The 16,310-nt window shown below is 65.4% G+C and carries 15 protein-coding genes and 2 tRNA genes; 6 read left to right on the top strand and 11 right to left on the bottom strand.

Annotated features, from left to right (window positions below; translation table 11 throughout):
* Positions 1-65: 65 nt before the first annotated feature.
* Together EV675_RS16085 and EV675_RS16080 are read right to left on the bottom strand one after the other, a co-directional pair.
* Positions 66-139: transfer RNA gene (locus EV675_RS16085), tRNA-Cys, on the bottom strand.
* 149 nt (positions 140-288) lie between these two features.
* Positions 289-723, bottom strand: coding sequence for a hypothetical protein (locus EV675_RS16080; protein WP_130358248.1), 435 nt, complete (start codon positions 721-723; stop codon positions 289-291).
* A 154-nt stretch (positions 724-877) separates the two neighbouring features.
* Between EV675_RS16080 and EV675_RS16075 the strand changes: the two genes are divergently transcribed.
* Both EV675_RS16075 and EV675_RS16070 read left to right on the top strand, forming a co-directional pair.
* On the top strand, positions 878-1,972 hold the full coding sequence (locus EV675_RS16075; protein ID WP_130358247.1) for a helix-turn-helix transcriptional regulator: 1,095 nt from the start codon (positions 878-880) through the stop codon (positions 1,970-1,972).
* A gap of 24 nt (positions 1,973-1,996) precedes the next feature.
* On the top strand, positions 1,997-2,374 hold the full coding sequence (locus EV675_RS16070) for a DUF427 domain-containing protein (RefSeq protein ID WP_130358246.1): 378 nt from the start codon (positions 1,997-1,999) through the stop codon (positions 2,372-2,374).
* A 22-nt stretch (positions 2,375-2,396) separates the two neighbouring features.
* Here EV675_RS16070 and EV675_RS16065 read toward each other — a convergent pair whose 3' ends face one another.
* Positions 2,397-3,161, bottom strand: coding sequence for an RNA polymerase sigma factor (locus tag EV675_RS16065; protein WP_130358245.1), 765 nt, complete (start codon positions 3,159-3,161; stop codon positions 2,397-2,399).
* 56 nt (positions 3,162-3,217) lie between these two features.
* Here EV675_RS16065 and EV675_RS16060 point away from each other — a divergent pair, with 56 nt between their 5' ends.
* On the top strand, positions 3,218-3,811 hold the full coding sequence (locus tag EV675_RS16060) for an ATP-dependent Clp protease proteolytic subunit (protein ID WP_130358244.1): 594 nt from the start codon (positions 3,218-3,220) through the stop codon (positions 3,809-3,811).
* Here EV675_RS16060 and EV675_RS16055 read toward each other — a convergent pair.
* The 5 genes from EV675_RS16055 to EV675_RS16035 form a co-directional block, all read right to left on the bottom strand.
* Positions 3,808-4,506 carry a TorF family putative porin gene (locus EV675_RS16055; RefSeq protein ID WP_130358243.1) on the bottom strand — a complete coding sequence of 233 codons (699 nt, stop codon included), beginning with the start codon at positions 4,504-4,506 and terminating at the stop codon, positions 3,808-3,810. The two genes, EV675_RS16060 and EV675_RS16055, sit on opposite strands and share 4 nt — an antisense overlap.
* Positions 4,507-4,747: 241 nt before the next feature.
* Positions 4,748-4,823, bottom strand: a tRNA-Gly gene (locus EV675_RS16050).
* 103 nt (positions 4,824-4,926) lie between these two features.
* Complete coding sequence (locus EV675_RS16045) at positions 4,927-5,520, bottom strand: FMN-dependent NADH-azoreductase (RefSeq protein WP_130358242.1); 594 nt, start codon at positions 5,518-5,520, stop codon at positions 4,927-4,929.
* A gap of 17 nt (positions 5,521-5,537) precedes the next feature.
* Positions 5,538-5,969 carry a carboxymuconolactone decarboxylase family protein gene (locus EV675_RS16040; protein WP_130358241.1) on the bottom strand — a complete coding sequence of 144 codons (432 nt, stop codon included), beginning with the start codon at positions 5,967-5,969 and terminating at the stop codon, positions 5,538-5,540.
* A 34-nt stretch (positions 5,970-6,003) separates the two neighbouring features.
* Entirely contained in the window at positions 6,004-6,447 is a 444-nt protein-coding gene (locus tag EV675_RS16035; RefSeq protein WP_130358240.1) for a GNAT family N-acetyltransferase, read from the bottom strand.
* Between the two features lie 73 nt (positions 6,448-6,520).
* Here EV675_RS16035 and pdxR point away from each other — a divergent pair, with 73 nt between their 5' ends.
* Positions 6,521-7,978, top strand: a complete 1,458-nt coding sequence (gene pdxR / locus EV675_RS16030; protein WP_130358239.1) for a MocR-like pyridoxine biosynthesis transcription factor PdxR — start codon at positions 6,521-6,523, stop codon at positions 7,976-7,978.
* A gap of 33 nt (positions 7,979-8,011) precedes the next feature.
* Here the strand turns inward: pdxR and EV675_RS16025 are convergent, their stop codons facing one another.
* The 3 genes from EV675_RS16025 to EV675_RS16015 all read right to left on the bottom strand — a co-directional run bounded on the left by EV675_RS16025 (position 8,012) and on the right by EV675_RS16015 (position 14,755).
* Entirely contained in the window at positions 8,012-11,926 is a 3,915-nt protein-coding gene (locus EV675_RS16025) for a two-partner secretion domain-containing protein (RefSeq protein WP_130360123.1), read from the bottom strand.
* A gap of 9 nt (positions 11,927-11,935) precedes the next feature.
* Positions 11,936-13,612 carry a ShlB/FhaC/HecB family hemolysin secretion/activation protein gene (locus tag EV675_RS16020; protein WP_130358238.1) on the bottom strand — a complete coding sequence of 559 codons (1,677 nt, stop codon included), beginning with the start codon at positions 13,610-13,612 and terminating at the stop codon, positions 11,936-11,938.
* A 642-nt stretch (positions 13,613-14,254) separates the two neighbouring features.
* On the bottom strand, positions 14,255-14,755 hold the full coding sequence (locus EV675_RS16015) for a DUF305 domain-containing protein (protein WP_003098996.1): 501 nt from the start codon (positions 14,753-14,755) through the stop codon (positions 14,255-14,257).
* A 450-nt stretch (positions 14,756-15,205) separates the two neighbouring features.
* Here EV675_RS16015 and EV675_RS16010 point away from each other — a divergent pair, with 450 nt between their 5' ends.
* Together EV675_RS16010 and EV675_RS16005 are read left to right on the top strand one after the other, a co-directional pair.
* On the top strand, positions 15,206-15,952 hold the full coding sequence (locus EV675_RS16010) for a hypothetical protein (RefSeq protein WP_003098991.1): 747 nt from the start codon (positions 15,206-15,208) through the stop codon (positions 15,950-15,952).
* Between the two features lie 118 nt (positions 15,953-16,070).
* Positions 16,071-16,283: an AlpA family transcriptional regulator gene (locus EV675_RS16005; protein WP_003090093.1), complete on the top strand. Its 213-nt coding sequence runs from the start codon at positions 16,071-16,073 to the stop codon at positions 16,281-16,283.
* The last annotated feature ends 27 nt before the right edge of the window (positions 16,284-16,310 follow it).

Below are 16,310 nucleotides of genomic sequence, written 5' to 3'. Positions count from 1 at the left end.
AGCGGACTCGGCAGCGATTGCTGCCGGCGCGTCGCTTGCAAACTATTGATTTACAAGGAAATATTTGGAGGCGCGTGGCGGAGTCGAACCGCCCTCAACGGATTTGCAATCCGGTGCATAACCGCTTTGCTAACGCGCCATGGCGAACCAAGTTCGCATCTCTCCACCCCAGGAGTTCTGCAAGCGGCTTCGCATGCAAAGGGGCTTTTGCTGGAAAGAGCCCGCTATTCTACACGAAGCCACGCTCGTGTGCGAGACGCCCGCCCACCCCGGGCTCGCGCCCCTCCCCTAGTTCTTCCGGCGAGCCCGCATCACCTCGATATTCGCCCGCTGCTCGGGTGTGAAGGAGGCCTGCCCCTGCGGGCCGGCGGCCCGTTCGGTGGCCAGGTACATGCCGGCGTGCAGCGCGGCCAGCATCGCGGTGGCGTATTCCTTGCCGGTCAGCCGCTGGCGCGCCAGCGCGGCACGCACCTGCGGCCGGGCCTCGAGCTTGCGCGCGATGTCCTCGACCGACTCGGCGTCGTCGTCATCGTCGTCCGCCGCCTTGACGTTCTTCAATTCGGCCGCCACGGCATCCATGCGATCGAGCAAGGCGGGGGTCAGGCGAAAGCGGGCCGGGTCCGTGCCGCCGGCGGCGCGGGCGGTGCCCGCGGCCAGGCAGGCGCTCAGGGCGACGACGGCGCAGGCGGCCGCCAGGGAAGGAAATCGGAGGCTTGGCAACATGGCGATGAATATCCCGGAAAAAACCCCGACAGCCTAGCCAAACCCGCCTTTGGACACCCCACCCCGCCGGGGTGGGGTGTCGCGGCCGGCGCACGAGGATGCCGGAACGCGGCGCGTCGGGTACGATCGGGTATCCCCATCGCTCCCGCCCGCCATGTCCTCGCCTCGCCCGACCGGCCATGCTCTTGCTCGCCTGCACCAGCTGGCCTGCCTGGACGTGGGCGGCCCGCAACTGATCCAGCCCTTGCTGGAAACCCTGCACCCGCTGATCGGGTTCGAGTCGGGCGGCTATTTCTATCCGGACAGCCATGGCGAACTGGAAGCGCACATGGAGGATGCCGACGTGCAGGCCTCGGTGCCGGAGCATTTCGACCCGCGCATCCTGCGCAGCGAAAACGAGATGTTCCACAACAGCCTGCGCCAGGCGCGCGACATCGTGCTGCACGGCCACGGCCCGCGCACCATGGGGCAGATGCTCAGGGCGTCGCATGTGGACCTGCGGCGCAGCGATTACTACAACGTGGTGATGCGCCCCGCGCGGGTGGCCGACTGGCTGTGCCTGGCGCTGCGCGCCCCGCAGGGCCAGGGCGTGGGCATGCTGTTCCTGTTCCGCCCGCCCGGCGCGCAAGCCTTCCAGCCGGAAGAAATCGCGACGCTGGCGCGGCTCGAATCGCATCTGGCGCATGCCTTGCGGCCCGGCGAACTGGATGCGGACGACAGCGAGGTCCACCGCCAGGGGCTGCTGGTCGCCACCCCGCAGGGCCGGCCCTTGTGGATTTCCCCCGATGCCGAAGCGCTCATGCCGCTGGCCTTCGGCTGGCGCTGGCGACGGGGCGCCGCGCTGCCTCCTGTCCTGCAATCGCTGGTCCGGCGGTTGACACCGTCGGCGGACACCACCTGCGCGCCGCCGCAGCAGGAACTGCACAACGCCCACGGCTGGTTTTCGCTGCGGGCCACGCATCTTGCAGCGGCCTCGGGCGACGAGGATGCGGTCGGGATTCAGATCACGCAGCGCGTCCCGCGCGGCCTGCGGCTATGGTCGGCCCTGCACGCACTGCGGCTGCCGCCGCGCCAGCACGAACTGGCGTACTGGCTGGCGCGCGGCATACCCGAATCGCAGATCGCCCGGCGCCTGGGCATCAGCGCCAACACGGTGGTCTACCACCGCCGCCAGCTCTACAACCGCCTGGGCGCCGGCAGCCGGGCCGAACTGTTGGCCCGGCTCGCGCCGGACGGCAATCACCGGTAGCCGGCCTTCCATCCGGAGCAAGCCATGACCGATCAGTCCATCAAGATTCCCGGCCCCGATCATCCGATCACGATCACGCCGAATACGGCGCGCATCGTCGTCACGGCGGGGGGCCGCACGGTGGCCGATACGCGCCGCGCGCTGACGCTGCGCGAAGCCGCCTATCCGCCGGTGCACTACGTGCCGCGCGAGGACGCCGACATGGCGCTGCTCGAGCGGACCGCTCATGCCACCTACTGCCCCTACAAGGGAGACTGCGCCTACTACAGCATCCCGGCCGGCGGCGAACGTGCCGCGAATGCGGTGTGGAGTTATGAATCGCCGCATCCCGCCGTGGCGCAGATCGCCGGATACCTGGCGTTCTACCCGGACCGTGTCGACGCGATCCGGGAAATCCGCTAGCGCCCGGCAGGGCCGGCAAGGATCAACCACAGGGCACGGGTGCTTCGTCCGGGATCGTCCATGCCAGCAGGTTCCGCATATGAACCTGCCGTGCCCCGCCGGTAACCTCTCCCCTCTTCCACTCTCCATCCCCGATGTTCGCCAGCACCGCCATCATCTGCGGCCTGCACGCACGCAGCACGGCAATAAGCCCACCCGGGTCGCGCTGAGCCAGGGCCTGGCGGCACAGCGCGAACAGATACGTCGCGTCTTCCCGTTCGTCTTCACCCAGGCCGCGATCGACGGGCGACCTGGACCGCAGGCGCCTGAGCAGCCGATGCAGGTACTGGCGGGAGGCCTCCTCGCTGCGCCCCGCCAGCGAACCGAGTTCGGCATGACTGAATCCGAAGACCTCGTACAGCAGCACGGCCGCAGCATCGCCGGGCGCAAGGGTCAGGCAAAGATGGTGCAAGGCCGCCTCCACCCGCTGCGCCTGATCGGCCAGCCGCTGCGGCCAATCTCCTTCCATCGCCTGCGGGACGTCTTCGGCGGCCTGCGCCAGGATGGCCTGATAGCGCCCCTGGCGGCGCATGAAATCGATGCACAGATGATGCAGCACCGTCACCAGCCAGGCTTCGCGGCCCGCTCCGGCCGGGGGCAAGGCGCCGGTGGCCGTGCGCAGGTAGGCGTCCTGCACCAGGTCTTCCGCCTCGGCGCCGTGCGCCAGCCAGCGCCGTGCCAGCGCGATCAATCGCTTGCGCAGCGCCTCGTCGTCTGCCAGGGGATGAGAGGAGATCAGGGATGTCACGTTATGGGCGGCTCGTTCGTTTACCTGCAGAACCTAACACGAAAAGGAAGCTTCCGATGTTTGCCAACGATTCCGACCATGCTTCCCAGGCCGCGCCCGGACAGAACAGCGCCTTCCTGGAAGAAAAGGCATTCCGTACCCGGACGGTGCTGGTATTCGGCGCCATCACCGACGCCACCGCATCCGAAACGGTGCGCCGCCTGCTGGCTTTGGACGCGGAGTCCGATGCCCCCATCAACATGGTCGTGTCTTCTCCCGGCGGCCACCTGGAGTCGGGCGACGCGATACACGACGTGGTGCGCTTCATCGACGCGCCGGTCAACATGATAGGCACCGGCTGGGTAGGCAGCGCCGCCACCCATCTCTACCTGGGCGCGCCGCGCGCCCGTCGCGTCTGCCTGCCACAGACCCGCTTCCTGATCCACCAGCCCAGCGGCGGCATGGGCGGCACGGCCAGCGACATCGCCATCCACGCGCGCGAGATCGTCAAGGCCCGCGAACGCATCGCCCGCGTCATCGCGCGCGAAAGCGGGCAAGCCCTGGAACGCGTGCTGGCGGACATCGAACGCGACCACTGGATGCCGGCGGAAGAAGCCGTGGCCTATGGCCTGGTTTCGCGCATCATCGAGCGGCGCAAGGAACTGGCCTAGAACGCGGCTTGCAGCGCGATCTCGCCGCGCGTGCCCGCCATGCCCGGAAACAGCCGCCGGGCCGCCGCATCGGTTCCATGCAGAGTCAGCCGCAACTCGAAGGGAGGCTTGAACGCCCACACCGCTCCGACCGACGCGTGGGTGTAGCTGTCGGCATACGCGTCGTCCAGGAAATAGCGGGCCAGCGTGGCTTCGACACGCCACGCCTCGCCCAGGGGATGACGCGCCCCCAGCAGCGCATACGTGCCCGTCGTACGGCTGGCCATGGCATTGTTCGAATGCCCCACGGCCAGCCAGTAGCGGTCGCGCCAGGTCACGGCGACGTTGACTTCGTTCCAGTTCGGATGGCCTTGCGTCGAGGGATACTGGTAACGCAGGAAATAGGCATCGAGCGCCCAATCCGGTGCAAGCTTTCCCGCCCAGCCGGCGGCAAGATCGAATTCCGCGTAGGCGCCGTTGTCGGGCTTGAATTTCACCGTGGATCCCCACACCGAGGCATACAGCCCCGACTCGTGGGCGTATCGGACGCCCGCCTGCACGGCGGGACGCTCCCGCGTTTGCGACGAACCTCGCCACACATAGTCGGAAGTCAGGGCCGCGCTGCCCGACAACTGCGCGCGGGCCTCGCCCGACAGCAAGGCCGCGCAACCCAGCGCGGCAAGGCCGCCGCGGGAGAGAATAAGGATGAGCCGCATGTTTTCCACTTGAAAGAGATGATCGACATGACCGGCCACCAGTATTCCGAAAGGCGTATAAATTCCTCGTTCAAAAACCAGGGGGCGCCGTATATTTTCCGTAAACGCGTATGCCCGCGATAAGGCGATCATCGCGAGCAAAAGAGACATCAGAAGGGTAAATGTGGAATAGAAAAAGGGGCACAAGGCCCCTTTTTCTGATATTCAACGGGCCGCGGAATTGCCCTATGAATCGAATTCTTGGAGCGGGAAACGAGTCTCGAACTCGCGACCTCAACCTTGGCAAGGTTGCGCTCTACCAACTGAGCTATTCCCGCGTGATTCCGGCGTTCGCGCTGCCAAAAAACCGGCGCGCAAAGCGAAGAAGCGAGACTATACACGATTTTTTTCCTCGCTGTCACATCCCCGCCGAGCCCCCTGTCAGATCGCCGCCAGCAGTGTCTCCCTGGCTGCCGCGAGCCGTTCATCGTCGAGAAAGGCCGTCGCCTGCAAGGGCAGGAAATGCAGCGTGTTCAAGCCTATGCAGCCGAGTGCCGCCCGCAGATAGGGCGTGAGGAAATCCGGCTGGTTGGCCCGCTCGCCCATGAATATCCCTCCCGAGGCGATACCGATGAAGACCGGCCGGTCTCGCAGCAGGCCCGTCTTTCCCGCGGCCGAGGACGAAAACGTACGGCCGATGCGCAGGATCTGGTCGATCCATGCCTTGAGCACCGAGGGCACCGTGAAATTGTTCATGGGCGTGCCGATGACCACGATGTCGGCAGCTTCCAGTTCCTGGATCAGTTGCTCCGACAGGCGCGCCGCTCCGCTCGCCAGTCCCGCCGCCAGCGCGTCCGGGGACGACAAGGCGGCCGCGTAGCCGGGATCGGCATGCGGCAAGGGGTCCCGGCCCAGGTCGCGGCGCACGACGGCCGCCTCGGGATGCCTGGCGCGCATGCGCGCGACGATGGCGGCCGAGAGCCGGCGGCTGTGCGACACCGGCCTCGGGCTGCAATCGATATGCAGTATTTTCATGCTGCTTCCCGGCGCCCTTATTGCCGCATGCCGATCGCCATGCGATTGAACGCACTCATCAACGCGATGGCAAAACACAGGTCGGCGATCTCGACGTCGCTGAAGTGCTGCTTGAGCGGTTCGTAGTCTTCGTCCGGCGCGTGGGTACGGTCCACATGCGTGAGCGACTCCGTCCAGGCCAGCACGGCACGTTCGCGATCGGTGAAACGGCCGCTTACGCGCCAGCCGGCTAGGGCATCCAGCTTGGCCTCCGGCATGCCGTCGGCGCGCAGCGCCTTCGCATGCATTTCCAGGCAGAAGGCGCAGCCGTTGATCTGCGACATGCGCAGCCAGACCAGGTCGATCAACGACTTGCCGAGGCTGCTCTTCTCCAGCGCTTTCTTGGTGGCCATGAAGCCCTGATAGGCCTCGGGGGAAAGTGTCCAATAGGACAGACGAAGGGTACTCATGGAAGATCTCCGATAGAAAACAACGATGTAGCGTTCAGGCCCGGACCTCCAGCGGCTGGCAGAAATGCATGCCCTTGGCCAACAAGCCCTGGCGAAAATAAAACCGTTGCCCCAGCGCGTTGCCCAGGCCCGTATCGAGCACGAAATGCGCGCAGCCCTGCCGCCGGGCCTCTTCGCGCGCGGCCTCGATCAGTTGGCCGCCCACGCCATGGCGCCGGGCCTCGGCCGTCACCACCAGATCGTCGACGTACAGGAAACGTCCATATATCAGGTTCTCCTGCAAGCGGTAACCCGCCAGGCCCTTGACCTCGCTGCCTTGCCACGCGGCCAGCAGGCGATAGCCCTGCTCGCCCTGGCGGCGCGCCTGCGCGGCGAAGGTGGCGGCATCGGTCAGGTGCGGACGCAATTCGCGCATCACGGAAAAACCGGCCTGGTAGTCCTGGTCGCTGTCCAGGAGGCGTAATCGAAACGTGCTCATGGGGATGTCCTTGTCGTACAGCCGCCAATTTAGGAGAATCATGACCCATTAAACAGGTACAAGAACTGATCAAATGAGTGGGACATCTCACACGGACCCGCTGCACCTCAAGCCGAACCGGGAACAGGATGCGCCGATCTATCTCCAGTTGTACCGGCGCTACCAGGAGGCGATAGCAAGCGGCAGGCTGCGGCCGGGAGACCGGGTGCCATCGGTACGCAGCCTCGCCAGCGAACTGGGCCTGGCGCGCGGCACGGTCGAAGTGGCCTACCAGATGCTGGTCGGCGAAGGCTATTTCGTGGCGCGCGGCGCCGCGGGCACGATCGTCTCTCCACGGCTGGGAAACCTGGCGGATGCCGGCCGCGCCAAGGTTTCGGTGTCGGCGCCGCCTCCCGGCTCCACTCCGCGCCTGCACAACCCTGGCCATCTCACGCCGCCCTTCCAGCTCGGCATGCCAGCGCTGGATGCGTTTCCCCGCAAGACCTGGACGCGCCTGGCCGCACACACGCTGCGCACCCTGGAAACCGTGGCGATGACCTATCCCGACCCGGCCGGCTACGCCCCGCTGCGCCGCGCCATCGCCACCTACCTGGGCATCTCGCGCGGCATCGCCTGCACGCCCGAGCAGGTATTCGTGACGGCCGGCTATCGCGGGGCGCTGGAGCTGGTGCGCCGCACCTTGCTGCACACGGGCGACCTGGGCTGGTACGAGGACCCCGGGTACATCTTTGCCCGGCAATTCCTGCTACGCGCGGGCATGCGGCTGGCACCGGTACCCGTCGACGAAGAAGGATTGGACGTGCGCACCGGCCGGCAGCGCGCCGCCGATGCGCGATTCGCCGTGGTAACCCCCACCCACCAAAGCCCGACCGGCGTGGCGCTGTCGCTGCCACGGCGGCTGGAGCTGCTCGAATGGGCCCATGACCGCCGGGCCTGGATCATCGAGGACGACTACGACAGCGAATTCCGCTACCACGGCCGGCCCCTGCCGGCGCTCAAGAGCCTGGATCGCGACGGACGCGTGCTTTACACCGGCACCTTCAGCAAAGTGCTGTTCCCCGGCCTACGGCTGGCCTACCTGGTCGTGCCCGCATCCCAGGCAGGCAAGTTCCGGGACATGGTGAACCATCTTCCCGACCCGGGCTCGGTCCTGCCCCAGGCCATGGTGGCCGACTTCATGGAACAAGGCCACTTCGCCCGGCATCTGCGCAGGATGCGCCCCCTGTATGCGGCCAGGCGCGGCTATCTGGCCGATGCGCTGGCGCGGATGCCGGCCGAACGCCTGCATGTCCAGCCGCAGGCGGGCGGCATCCACATATTGGCGCATCTGCCCGACGGGCGAAGCGACAAGGCGCTGGCCATGGCCGCCCTGGACGGCGGGCTTGCCGTCCAGGCGCTGAGCGATTGGCGAATGCGCAAGTCTTCGCAAGGAGGCTTGTTGATGGGATTCGCCAATTTCGCGACGGCCGGGGACGCCGCGGCGGCGGTCGAGCAGTTGGGGACGATACTCGAGCGCCCCGACGTCACCTAGGAAAAAAGCCTGCCGCCAAGGGCTGCCGGTATCTCATGGCAACCGGATACCGCTGCCCCTGACCGTCACCACCTCTCCGAACTCCCGCCCCTGCTCGACCGCGGACACGGCCCACGGCCTGTCCTTGGCTTGCAGGTCCGGCCACGTTCTCTGCGCGCTCGTGATCGCCGCAGCGGCTTTCGGATCCAGCTCGGCGGGTCGCGGCGAGGCGGCGGGCCGGATATCGGCTGCCAGCCCTGGCGTTGGCTGAATCAGCGTGTAGTTCGAGGCATCTGCCCCGCCCAGCCCGAAGCTGCCCTGCAGCGTTACCGGTTTGCCTGTGCCTACCTCGGCATCGGCGAACGAGGCCGTCACCCCGCGCCCGTCCAGCGCCACCTCGTCGCCCGCCACCGCCCCCGACAACGTTGCGCCCGTCCACGTGGCGGTGGTGGTGCCATCATAGGTCTTGCCGTCGACCGACAATCCCTCGACGGCCAGCGCCTTGGGCGTGACCGTGTAATCGCCCCCCACGAAACTGATGTCATAGCCCCGCTGATCGGAATACAGGCCGGACACGTTCAACGTGCGGTTGCCCGCGTTCTTGCCGTCCAGCGCGTAGACGGCCGTGCCGTCCAGGACCGCCGAGTCGATCGACTGCGTATAGGATCCGCTGGCCGACGTATTGCCATCGTAGACCTTGCTGCCGCCATCGGCCGCGGTCACCGTGATCGCCGTCAGGAAGTTTCGTAGCAAAGGCGTGGTGCCGCCTTCGTACATGCGCCAGGCCGTGTCCTCGCCGCCCCGGTCGGAAATATTCCAGCCGGCCTCGGTGAACGTGGAGAGCTGCCGCAGTTCATCCAGCCGCTTGCCTGTCACGCCTTCGGGATTGCCCCCTGCCGATCCGTTGTTGATCGGGTTGCCGTCGGCATCGGTGGTCGCGTAGAAACTGCGGGCGATCGTGCCGTCGTTCATCCCTACCAAACCGCCGCGGGCGCCGCTGCCCGTTATCTCGCCCGTCGCATAAGTCTCGGCGATCTCGCCATTCGAATTACGGCCCACCAGGCCGCCGGTGTTGTCGCCGCCCGCCACGGTGCTTGCCGTATAGGCGTTGGTGATCGTGCCGTTCAAGTTATGGCCCACCAAACCACCGGTATCGTCGCCGCCCGCCACCGCACCTGTCGCATAAACGTTGGCGATGGCTCCTTCGTTGGCGCCGGCCAAGGCACCGGTATAGCGGCCGCCCGCAACGGCGGCGTCGGCCAGGCCGATGTTGCGCACAACGCTGCCGCTGCCCAGGTGACCGAACAGGCCGACGTAGTCTGCCGTCCGGGCTATCCTCAGGCCGCTGACGACATGGCCCTGCCCGTCGAAGGTACCAGTGAAGGCTGCGGCGGGGCCTCCGGGGCCGTAGGCGCCGATCGGATTGAACCCCTGGCTGCTCCACATGCCCGATGCGCGCGAGCCGTCGGCCACCGACATATCGATATCGTGGGCCAGCGTGTAGCGGGCCGACAAATCCAGGTCCACCAACTGCAACTGGTGGGCGTTTCCGATGGTGGTGGCGTATTCGAACATCAGGAAGGGACGGGTCGAGCCCTCCACCATGTACCAGTCGTTGCCGAAGCGAAAGGTCTCGTAGCTGGCCTGCCTGAAGGCATCCGCCGTGCGCAGGCCGACGAGTCCGGGACCGGCGCCGGAGCAACCGATGCTCGAACCGCAGCCTTGCGACTGGCCGGTACTGTCCATGTCCCAATAACCGCCGATGAGGGTAAGGAAGCTGCTGTCCCCGATCAGGCCTCCGGTCAACCCGCCCGCCACCTTGCCGGTGGCGTAGGAATACCACACGGTACCGTGCTCGTATTGCCCCACCAGACCGCCGGCCGACCTGGTTCCGGTGACGTCCCCGGTCGCGTAGCTGTACCATGACGAGAACGATTCGAAGGCCCCAACCAGTCCGCCGGCATTGCCGCCCCGGACGTTGCCGCTCGCATAGGCGTACCGAAGGGCCGAATTCGCGCCAGCCCCGATCAATCCGCCGACATTGCCGCTGCCTTCGACGTCGCCGGTGGCATACAGATGATCGGCGCTGTAAAAGAGGTAACCGATCAGCCCGCCGACGTTGTCCACGCCGCGTACGTTGCCGGTGGAATAGGCATGGGATACCAGGCCGCCATTGGAGTACCCCACCAGGGCGCCCGTATTGTTGCGACCATACGTCGAGCCGCCCCTCAGGCCCACGTTGCGGACAATGCTGTCCCTGATGATGTAGCCGAACAAACCCACGTTGTCGGTAGCGGGACGATTGATGGTCAGTCCGTCGATGGTGTGGCCCAGCCCATCGAAAACGCCACCGAAACCGAGGCTGCCGTCATTGGTTCCAATAGGAGAGAAACCGGAGAAACCGCCACTGGCGTCCGGGTTCCAGCCCGCCGTGGCGCTTGCATCGATGTCGCGGCCCAGCGCGTAGTGGCCGCCCAGGTCAGCGCCGATGCCCTGCAGCTGGGCCAGGCTGGCGACGATGGTATAGGGCGTGCCCTTGATGCTCAGGCTGTTGCCGGTGCCGGTGAAATCCACCCGGCCGAGGCCCGGCATGACATTCACGGTGCCCGCGGCGACGGCCGTATCGGAACCGTTGGCGGTAGCCGGATTCAGCGCCAGGCCGGCGGTGCCGCCGGCAGTCATCGTCGCGTTGATGTTGATGCTGTTGGCGGCGGTGAGTGTAAGCGTATTGGCGCTCCACTCGACCGTGTCGTTGACATTGAGGTTGCCGGTGCCCGCAGCGGCTCCGGTGCTGGATTCGATCGTGACGTTGCCGTTGCCCAGTTGAGCGCCCAGCGCGGCTCCCGTCATGTCGCCGCCGCTGGCGGCGATGGTGAAGTCCACCGGATCGATCAGCCAGGTGCCGTTGCGGCCGCTGGCCGCCTTGGTGGTGATGCGGGCATCGTCGGCGATACCCACCCGCGCCGCGCTGGTTTCGATGAAGCCGCCATCGCCCCCGGCGGATGCACTGGCGTCGAGCGTGCCGGCAACCTCGATGCGGTCCTTTTCCATGCCGCCCAGCAGCACGATCCGGCCGTCTTCTCCGGTGGACAGGGTGCGCGCTTCGGTCACGCCCGTGTGGTTGATGACCGTGGACGTCAACGCGCCGGCCGAGGCCGCCGTCATGTACACCCGCCCGCCGTCCGCGCGGATCGCGCCGCCCTGCTCGATCAGCGCATCGATCGCGCCCTCGTCCACCTTGATCTTGACCGGCCCGCCCAGGTCCAGCGTGACCTTGTCTCCCGCGCCCAGCAGTACGTTGCCTTGCGCGGCCTCGATGCTGCCCCGGTTGACCACGCGCGCCGCCACCAGCGCCACCGTGCCGCCGTCCGCGGCGCGGATCGTGCCTTCGTTGACGACGCCGGCCCCGCTGCGGCCTTGCAGGACGTACTTGCCGTCCTGCTCGGAGATGGCGTGCGTGGTGGCGATCAACCCGCCCACGTCCACCTGGGCGGTGGGGCTGAACACGATGCCATTGGGGTTGGACAGGAAGACCTGTCCATTGGCCTTGAGCGCCCCCTGGATCGAACTGGCGTCGCTGCCCGTGACCCGGTTGACGGCCACCGAGCTCGCGTCCGGCTGCACGAAGCGGACCGTATTGCCGCTGCCGATGGAGAAGCTCGTCCAATCCATTCCCAGCCTGGCGCTGGACTGAGTGATGGTCATGTCCGGGCCGCTCTGGTGGATGACGCCGGCCCCCGAGGTGACCTGCCCGCCCGTGGGCAGCGGGCCCGCAGCCCACGACGGCGCGGCCCCTGCCAGCAAACCGCCTCCTACGAATCCCGCCACCAGGCTCGCCTCGGCCAACCGCCGCAACCGCTGCCCGCCGCGCTTGCCGTGCGACTTCTGGATCTCCGGTACGGCCACCCAGACTCCCCTGGCCTCGCTCCATGCCAGGCGATACGTATGGTTCAGGCTTGCGCGTTTCATAGGTCTCTCTCAAAAGCGATAAGCCAGACTGGCCCATGCCAGCGGCCGCGCGTCACGCGAGTCGGATCGCGGCTTGCCCCCGTGCGTGCGCCAGGCCAGGCTCACGTCCACCGTCCACGCCTTCTGCAAGATCGCCCGCAAGCCGAAGCCTGCGCCCGACAACGTCCGGGTGTTCTCGCCCGGCGCCCAGGGATCCTGGTTGACTTTCACCCGGCCCAGGTCGAAGAAACCATAGGGAGTGACGTTGCCGATCGGATAACGCAGTTCTGTCTGCAACAGCCAGCCCGCGTCGCCGTAGCCTTCGCCGAGCGGATACGCTCGCACCCCGCCCTGCCCCCCCAGCCCGAAGCTTTCTGACGAATGCAGGTTCTTGTTCGCCCACTGCGCCATGAAACGCGCGTACAGGTTGAGGTTCGCCGGCAATTGCTGCAAGCGCGCCACGTCCAGATTCAACTTGTGGAAGGAGCCATTGCTGCGCGCCGTTGCCTGATCCACGGCCATCAAGGTCGGCCCCAGATGCAGCTTGCCCGGCGTCCAGCTCAGCTGCCCGTAGGTCAGCCCGCCCAGGCCCGCCAACAGGGTGTCGCGCGCATCGAAGCGCAGGCTGAGGGGCACGCTGTCGCTGGAGGCCTTGGTATGGCTGTCGGCGACCTCCATGTTGTCCCTCAGCGTCTTGTGCTGATACTGCAGCCCGGCCGTGACCCCACCCCAGGCCGCCCGCCACAGCGGATACGACAGCCCCGCCGCAGCGATATCGGCCCTTCCGGTGGCGTCGAGCGACGAAAATTCCTTGCCCAGCTCGTAGCGGGTGTGGGCGAAACGCGCATCGAAGCGCAGGCCGCTGGTGCCCACCGGGGCCTCGTAGCCGAGGGCACCCAGCCACATGGCTTCGGTGGTGAGCAAGGCGTCCAGGGTGGCACGGTCGCCGAAGGTGAACAGGCTGTTGCCCCACAGGCTCAGGCCGGCACGCCCGGCCCCTGTGTAGCGGTTGCCGTAGTTGTCGACGCTGGCCTGGCCGCCCCATTTCCGGGCCATGGACACCCCGACGTCGAGATCGCCTTCGCCCACGGCCGAGCCGGGCCCCATGACCGGATCGACGGCGATACCCGGCAAGTCGGACAGCAGGTAGATGCTGCGTTCGAGCTCGCGGCCGCCGATGACCTGGCCGGGCCTCAGGGCCGACAGCCACGGCTGGGCCTGCCCGGCCAATTCTCCCGAAGCCGCGACCCGGCCATAACGCCCTTCGAGCACCTGGATGCGCAGGGCGCCGCCGTCCAGCGTCTGGGCCGGGACGAGGGCGCGGGCGAAAGGATAGCCGGCACGGCGGTAATGGTCGGTGATGCGGTCCGCCAGGGTCTTCAGGCCGGCCAGATCGTAGCGGCGGCCCGGCGCATCGGCCACCAACGCCTGAAGCTGCTCGGACGGGATCGCGGAGTTGCCGTCGATGGTAATGGATGTAACGGCAACCTGCGGCCCGCCGGGAGCGACGGACTCGACCATGGGCGCGTCGAGCTTGAATGCGGGAGGAGTGACTGGCTGCGGTAGGCGTGGCCGCAGCTCCTGCAAGGTCCGGCCCGCGTCGGGCGCCTGCTGGGCGCGGACGGAGCTGGTCGGCATGATGACAACAAGGGAGGCCGCCAGCGACAGCGCGGCGGCGATGATGAGATGGCGAGGGCTGGTGTGCATTGCTTCCGGGAAGCTCCGTGAGGTCCACGCATGACCGCCACCGGGCTCGGAAACAACTGATATTGGTCCCAGGGGGTTATAGCCATCGAATGATGGTAACCCTTATTTGCAGATGATCTCAAATCCCTTCGAAGCAGCATGAAGGAATTTCCGCAGTGTGGCTGGGAATGAAAAAAGGAGCCGGAGCTCCTTTTTCGAGAATCCACAGGCTTCGGCAGAAGCCTGCAAACCATAATTTGGAGCGGGAAACGAGTCATGCACTAGAGCGCTAAGTCTCTGTTTCCCAATCACTTTCTCCACTGTGGTGATCAGCGAAGAACTCAATTATAGCCTTGTTTTTCGCCCTCGGCAACAAAGTTCATCCAACCACTTCCACCAGCGTCCAAGGATGATCCATCCACCCGTCGTTACGCCTGATGCGTCCAGCTGCTGAGCGGGTTCGCTATCGAACTCCAACTTGCGACGATCATGACTTGCGCTCGCTCCGCAGGCAGCGCGGGGTGGTGTCGCGTGGACTACCTGGCACCTGGACGGCTGTAGGACACAACCGCCGGCATCGGAACACCGCAAGTACTCATCTTTACATCGCTGCGGCTAACTTCGCCGGAGCGCAACGCGGCGCCAGTGTAGTGGCAGCCAGCCTCAACGAAGGCGTGCAGCAATCCGGTTCATCTGCTCGATCTCCGCGCGCTGGCCATCGGAAATCGCTTGGCATAGGTTGACGAGTTCCGGATCTGAGAGCTGCGCCTCGCGGCACATGAGGATCGCTCCCGAATGGTGCGGGACCATAGACGCGATGAACTGTCGATCGCCGATTCCGGTTTGAGCACGGGTAGCGGCAAAAGAACCGAGTGTGAGAACGGCAAACAAGCCGTACAGCACGAGATTGAGCCGCCGGTTTGGAAACATGCCGGGCATTGTCGCTAGCATGAAGATGCCCATTGGCGCCCACATAGTGACCGCCATGTAGAGCATGTTGAGATTGTTTCTGAAGTCCCTGGCGCCGTCGATCATGCTGAACATTACGAAGTACATGACGACGAGGCCCAACACCATGTTCACCCAGAACTTGGCGTATGGTCGGCCGTGCTTACCCATCTGACCGGATGTGTGATGTTGATGTTCATGGGAATGTTCAGCCATCTCCGTCTCCTATGTGCTGGGGCAACCTGGCAGGGTCACTGGTACTGCGGCAGATACTTTGTCGATATATCAGCATGTGGAGCGATGCATCACTAACCGCTGATTTCCAGTCCCCAACTGGACGTAGGGGCGTCGAACGCTTCAACTCGCTGGTCTTGAACCGTCTGGATATCAGACCATACCAAATCGGTCTTGATGGGCTTTGCGCCACCTATGACGCTGGTACCGTGAGCGCCAATATCGAGCTTGCGTCCTCATCGCTCGATGGGCCGGCAACTGATCGATTCTTGCATATCAAGCAAGACAAGGCCACCTGCGGCGGACGCCAATGGCCTCCTCCGCCTTCGCTTAGGGCATCGCCTCAAGCGTCCGTCGCAGGCCATAACGACACAACAGCCCTTGGGCAAGAAAGGAGCCGGTGATGTAGCGCACCCGAAAGGAGACGAAGACATGCACAAGGACATTTCAACATCAAAGGTGTTCTATCGTCCCATCGAGGCGGCCATCCGATGGGCTGGGTTGCTGCGGTATCTCCCGATGATCCTGGCCACGATCGCGTCACCGCGTGTCCTGCCTCGGTCGCTGAACTGCCCTCGATGGAATGAGTGCCGGCTGCACTCGGAACGTATCTATGACGGCATCCTCAACGGAGAGCTGCCCTACGGCAAGAACGGGATCACGCTCAATGATCCGAACCTGCTCAATTCTCTGGATCTGACTGTTCGCCATGTCGATCTAAAACGCTGGATGCGCACCCACTATCCCGAGCACCGGCCAGGATTTCTGTTCAGCCGTGGCGAACGCATGGCGCATCCTTTCATCACCATGGAAACAGGACAGGCGATCCTCGTGGAGCGGCTGGCCCTTCAGGCCGCGCTTGAACAAGCCCGACGTGAGATGCGAGAACTGCAGGAGCAGCACGACACGCTACTCAAGCAATCCTCGGTGCTGTTGGCATCCAAGCAATGCGAGATCAGCGAACGGGCGGAAACGACCTATCTCAACATCATTGGAGGGATGTTGACGCTGATGCTGAGCCAGTCGCCTTCAGGCGTGCCCTATTCCAGCTTCAAAACGCAGGAGGCCCTTGTCTCTGCATTGGTCGCCCACTACGGCGGCACCATGGGCATCACTGAGCGCACCTTAAACGGAAAGTTCGCCAACGCTAAGAGGTACGTTCGTAGCGCAAGCGCATGAGGTTATCCAGCTTGTATGTGCAATCGCGGAGATTGCATTTGCAATGTCTTTCCGCAGCCAGGTCTATTGAATAGAGGTCACGCCAACAAACGCCACCGAGCGTTCAGGAGTGACCGCCATGTCGCAGACCCCTGTACTCCCGCCGAACGAGCGCCGCATCCTGCGGCTCGATGAAGTCGAAGCGAAGTCCGGCTTCAAACGCGCCCACATCTACAACCTGATGAAGAAGCGCCAGTTCCCTCAGGCGCTGCGCCTGGGCGTGCGCGCTGTCGGCTGGGATTCGATCGAAATCGACCAGTGGATCGCCGAGCGCCTCAACCACCGGACCTGACCCGCTCTCCCGCGGACTTCCCATTCC

Origin of the sequence: Pigmentiphaga kullae (genome assembly GCF_004216695.1) — a bacterium.
Classification (GTDB): Bacteria; Pseudomonadota; Gammaproteobacteria; order Burkholderiales; family Burkholderiaceae_B; genus Pigmentiphaga; species Pigmentiphaga kullae.
Note: the sequence above shows the minus strand (reverse complement) of the source record. Positions and strands in the feature narration are given on the sequence as shown.

Bases quoted from the DNA above. Each gene is read 5' to 3' on its own strand.
- EV675_RS16080 (WP_130358248.1), bottom strand. From the start codon at position 723: ATGTTGCCAAGCCTCCGATTTCCTTCCCTGGCGGCCGCCTGCGCCGTC.
- EV675_RS16075 (WP_130358247.1), top strand. From the start codon at position 878: ATGTCCTCGCCTCGCCCGACCGGCCATGCTCTTGCTCGCCTGCACCAG.
- EV675_RS16070 (WP_130358246.1), top strand. From the start codon at position 1,997: ATGACCGATCAGTCCATCAAGATTCCCGGCCCCGATCATCCGATCACG.
- EV675_RS16060 (WP_130358244.1), top strand. From the start codon at position 3,218: ATGTTTGCCAACGATTCCGACCATGCTTCCCAGGCCGCGCCCGGACAG.
- EV675_RS16055 (WP_130358243.1), bottom strand. From the start codon at position 4,506: ATGCGGCTCATCCTTATTCTCTCCCGCGGCGGCCTTGCCGCGCTGGGT.
- EV675_RS16045 (WP_130358242.1), bottom strand. From the start codon at position 5,520: ATGAAAATACTGCATATCGATTGCAGCCCGAGGCCGGTGTCGCACAGC.
- EV675_RS16040 (WP_130358241.1), bottom strand. From the start codon at position 5,969: ATGAGTACCCTTCGTCTGTCCTATTGGACACTTTCCCCCGAGGCCTAT.
- EV675_RS16035 (WP_130358240.1), bottom strand. From the start codon at position 6,447: ATGAGCACGTTTCGATTACGCCTCCTGGACAGCGACCAGGACTACCAG.
- pdxR (WP_130358239.1), top strand. From the start codon at position 6,521: ATGAGTGGGACATCTCACACGGACCCGCTGCACCTCAAGCCGAACCGG.
- EV675_RS16025 (WP_130360123.1), bottom strand. From the start codon at position 11,926: ATGAAACGCGCAAGCCTGAACCATACGTATCGCCTGGCATGGAGCGAG.
- EV675_RS16020 (WP_130358238.1), bottom strand. From the start codon at position 13,612: ATGCACACCAGCCCTCGCCATCTCATCATCGCCGCCGCGCTGTCGCTG.
- EV675_RS16015 (WP_003098996.1), bottom strand. From the start codon at position 14,755: ATGGCTGAACATTCCCATGAACATCAACATCACACATCCGGTCAGATG.
- EV675_RS16010 (WP_003098991.1), top strand. From the start codon at position 15,206: ATGCACAAGGACATTTCAACATCAAAGGTGTTCTATCGTCCCATCGAG.
- EV675_RS16005 (WP_003090093.1), top strand. From the start codon at position 16,071: ATGTCGCAGACCCCTGTACTCCCGCCGAACGAGCGCCGCATCCTGCGG.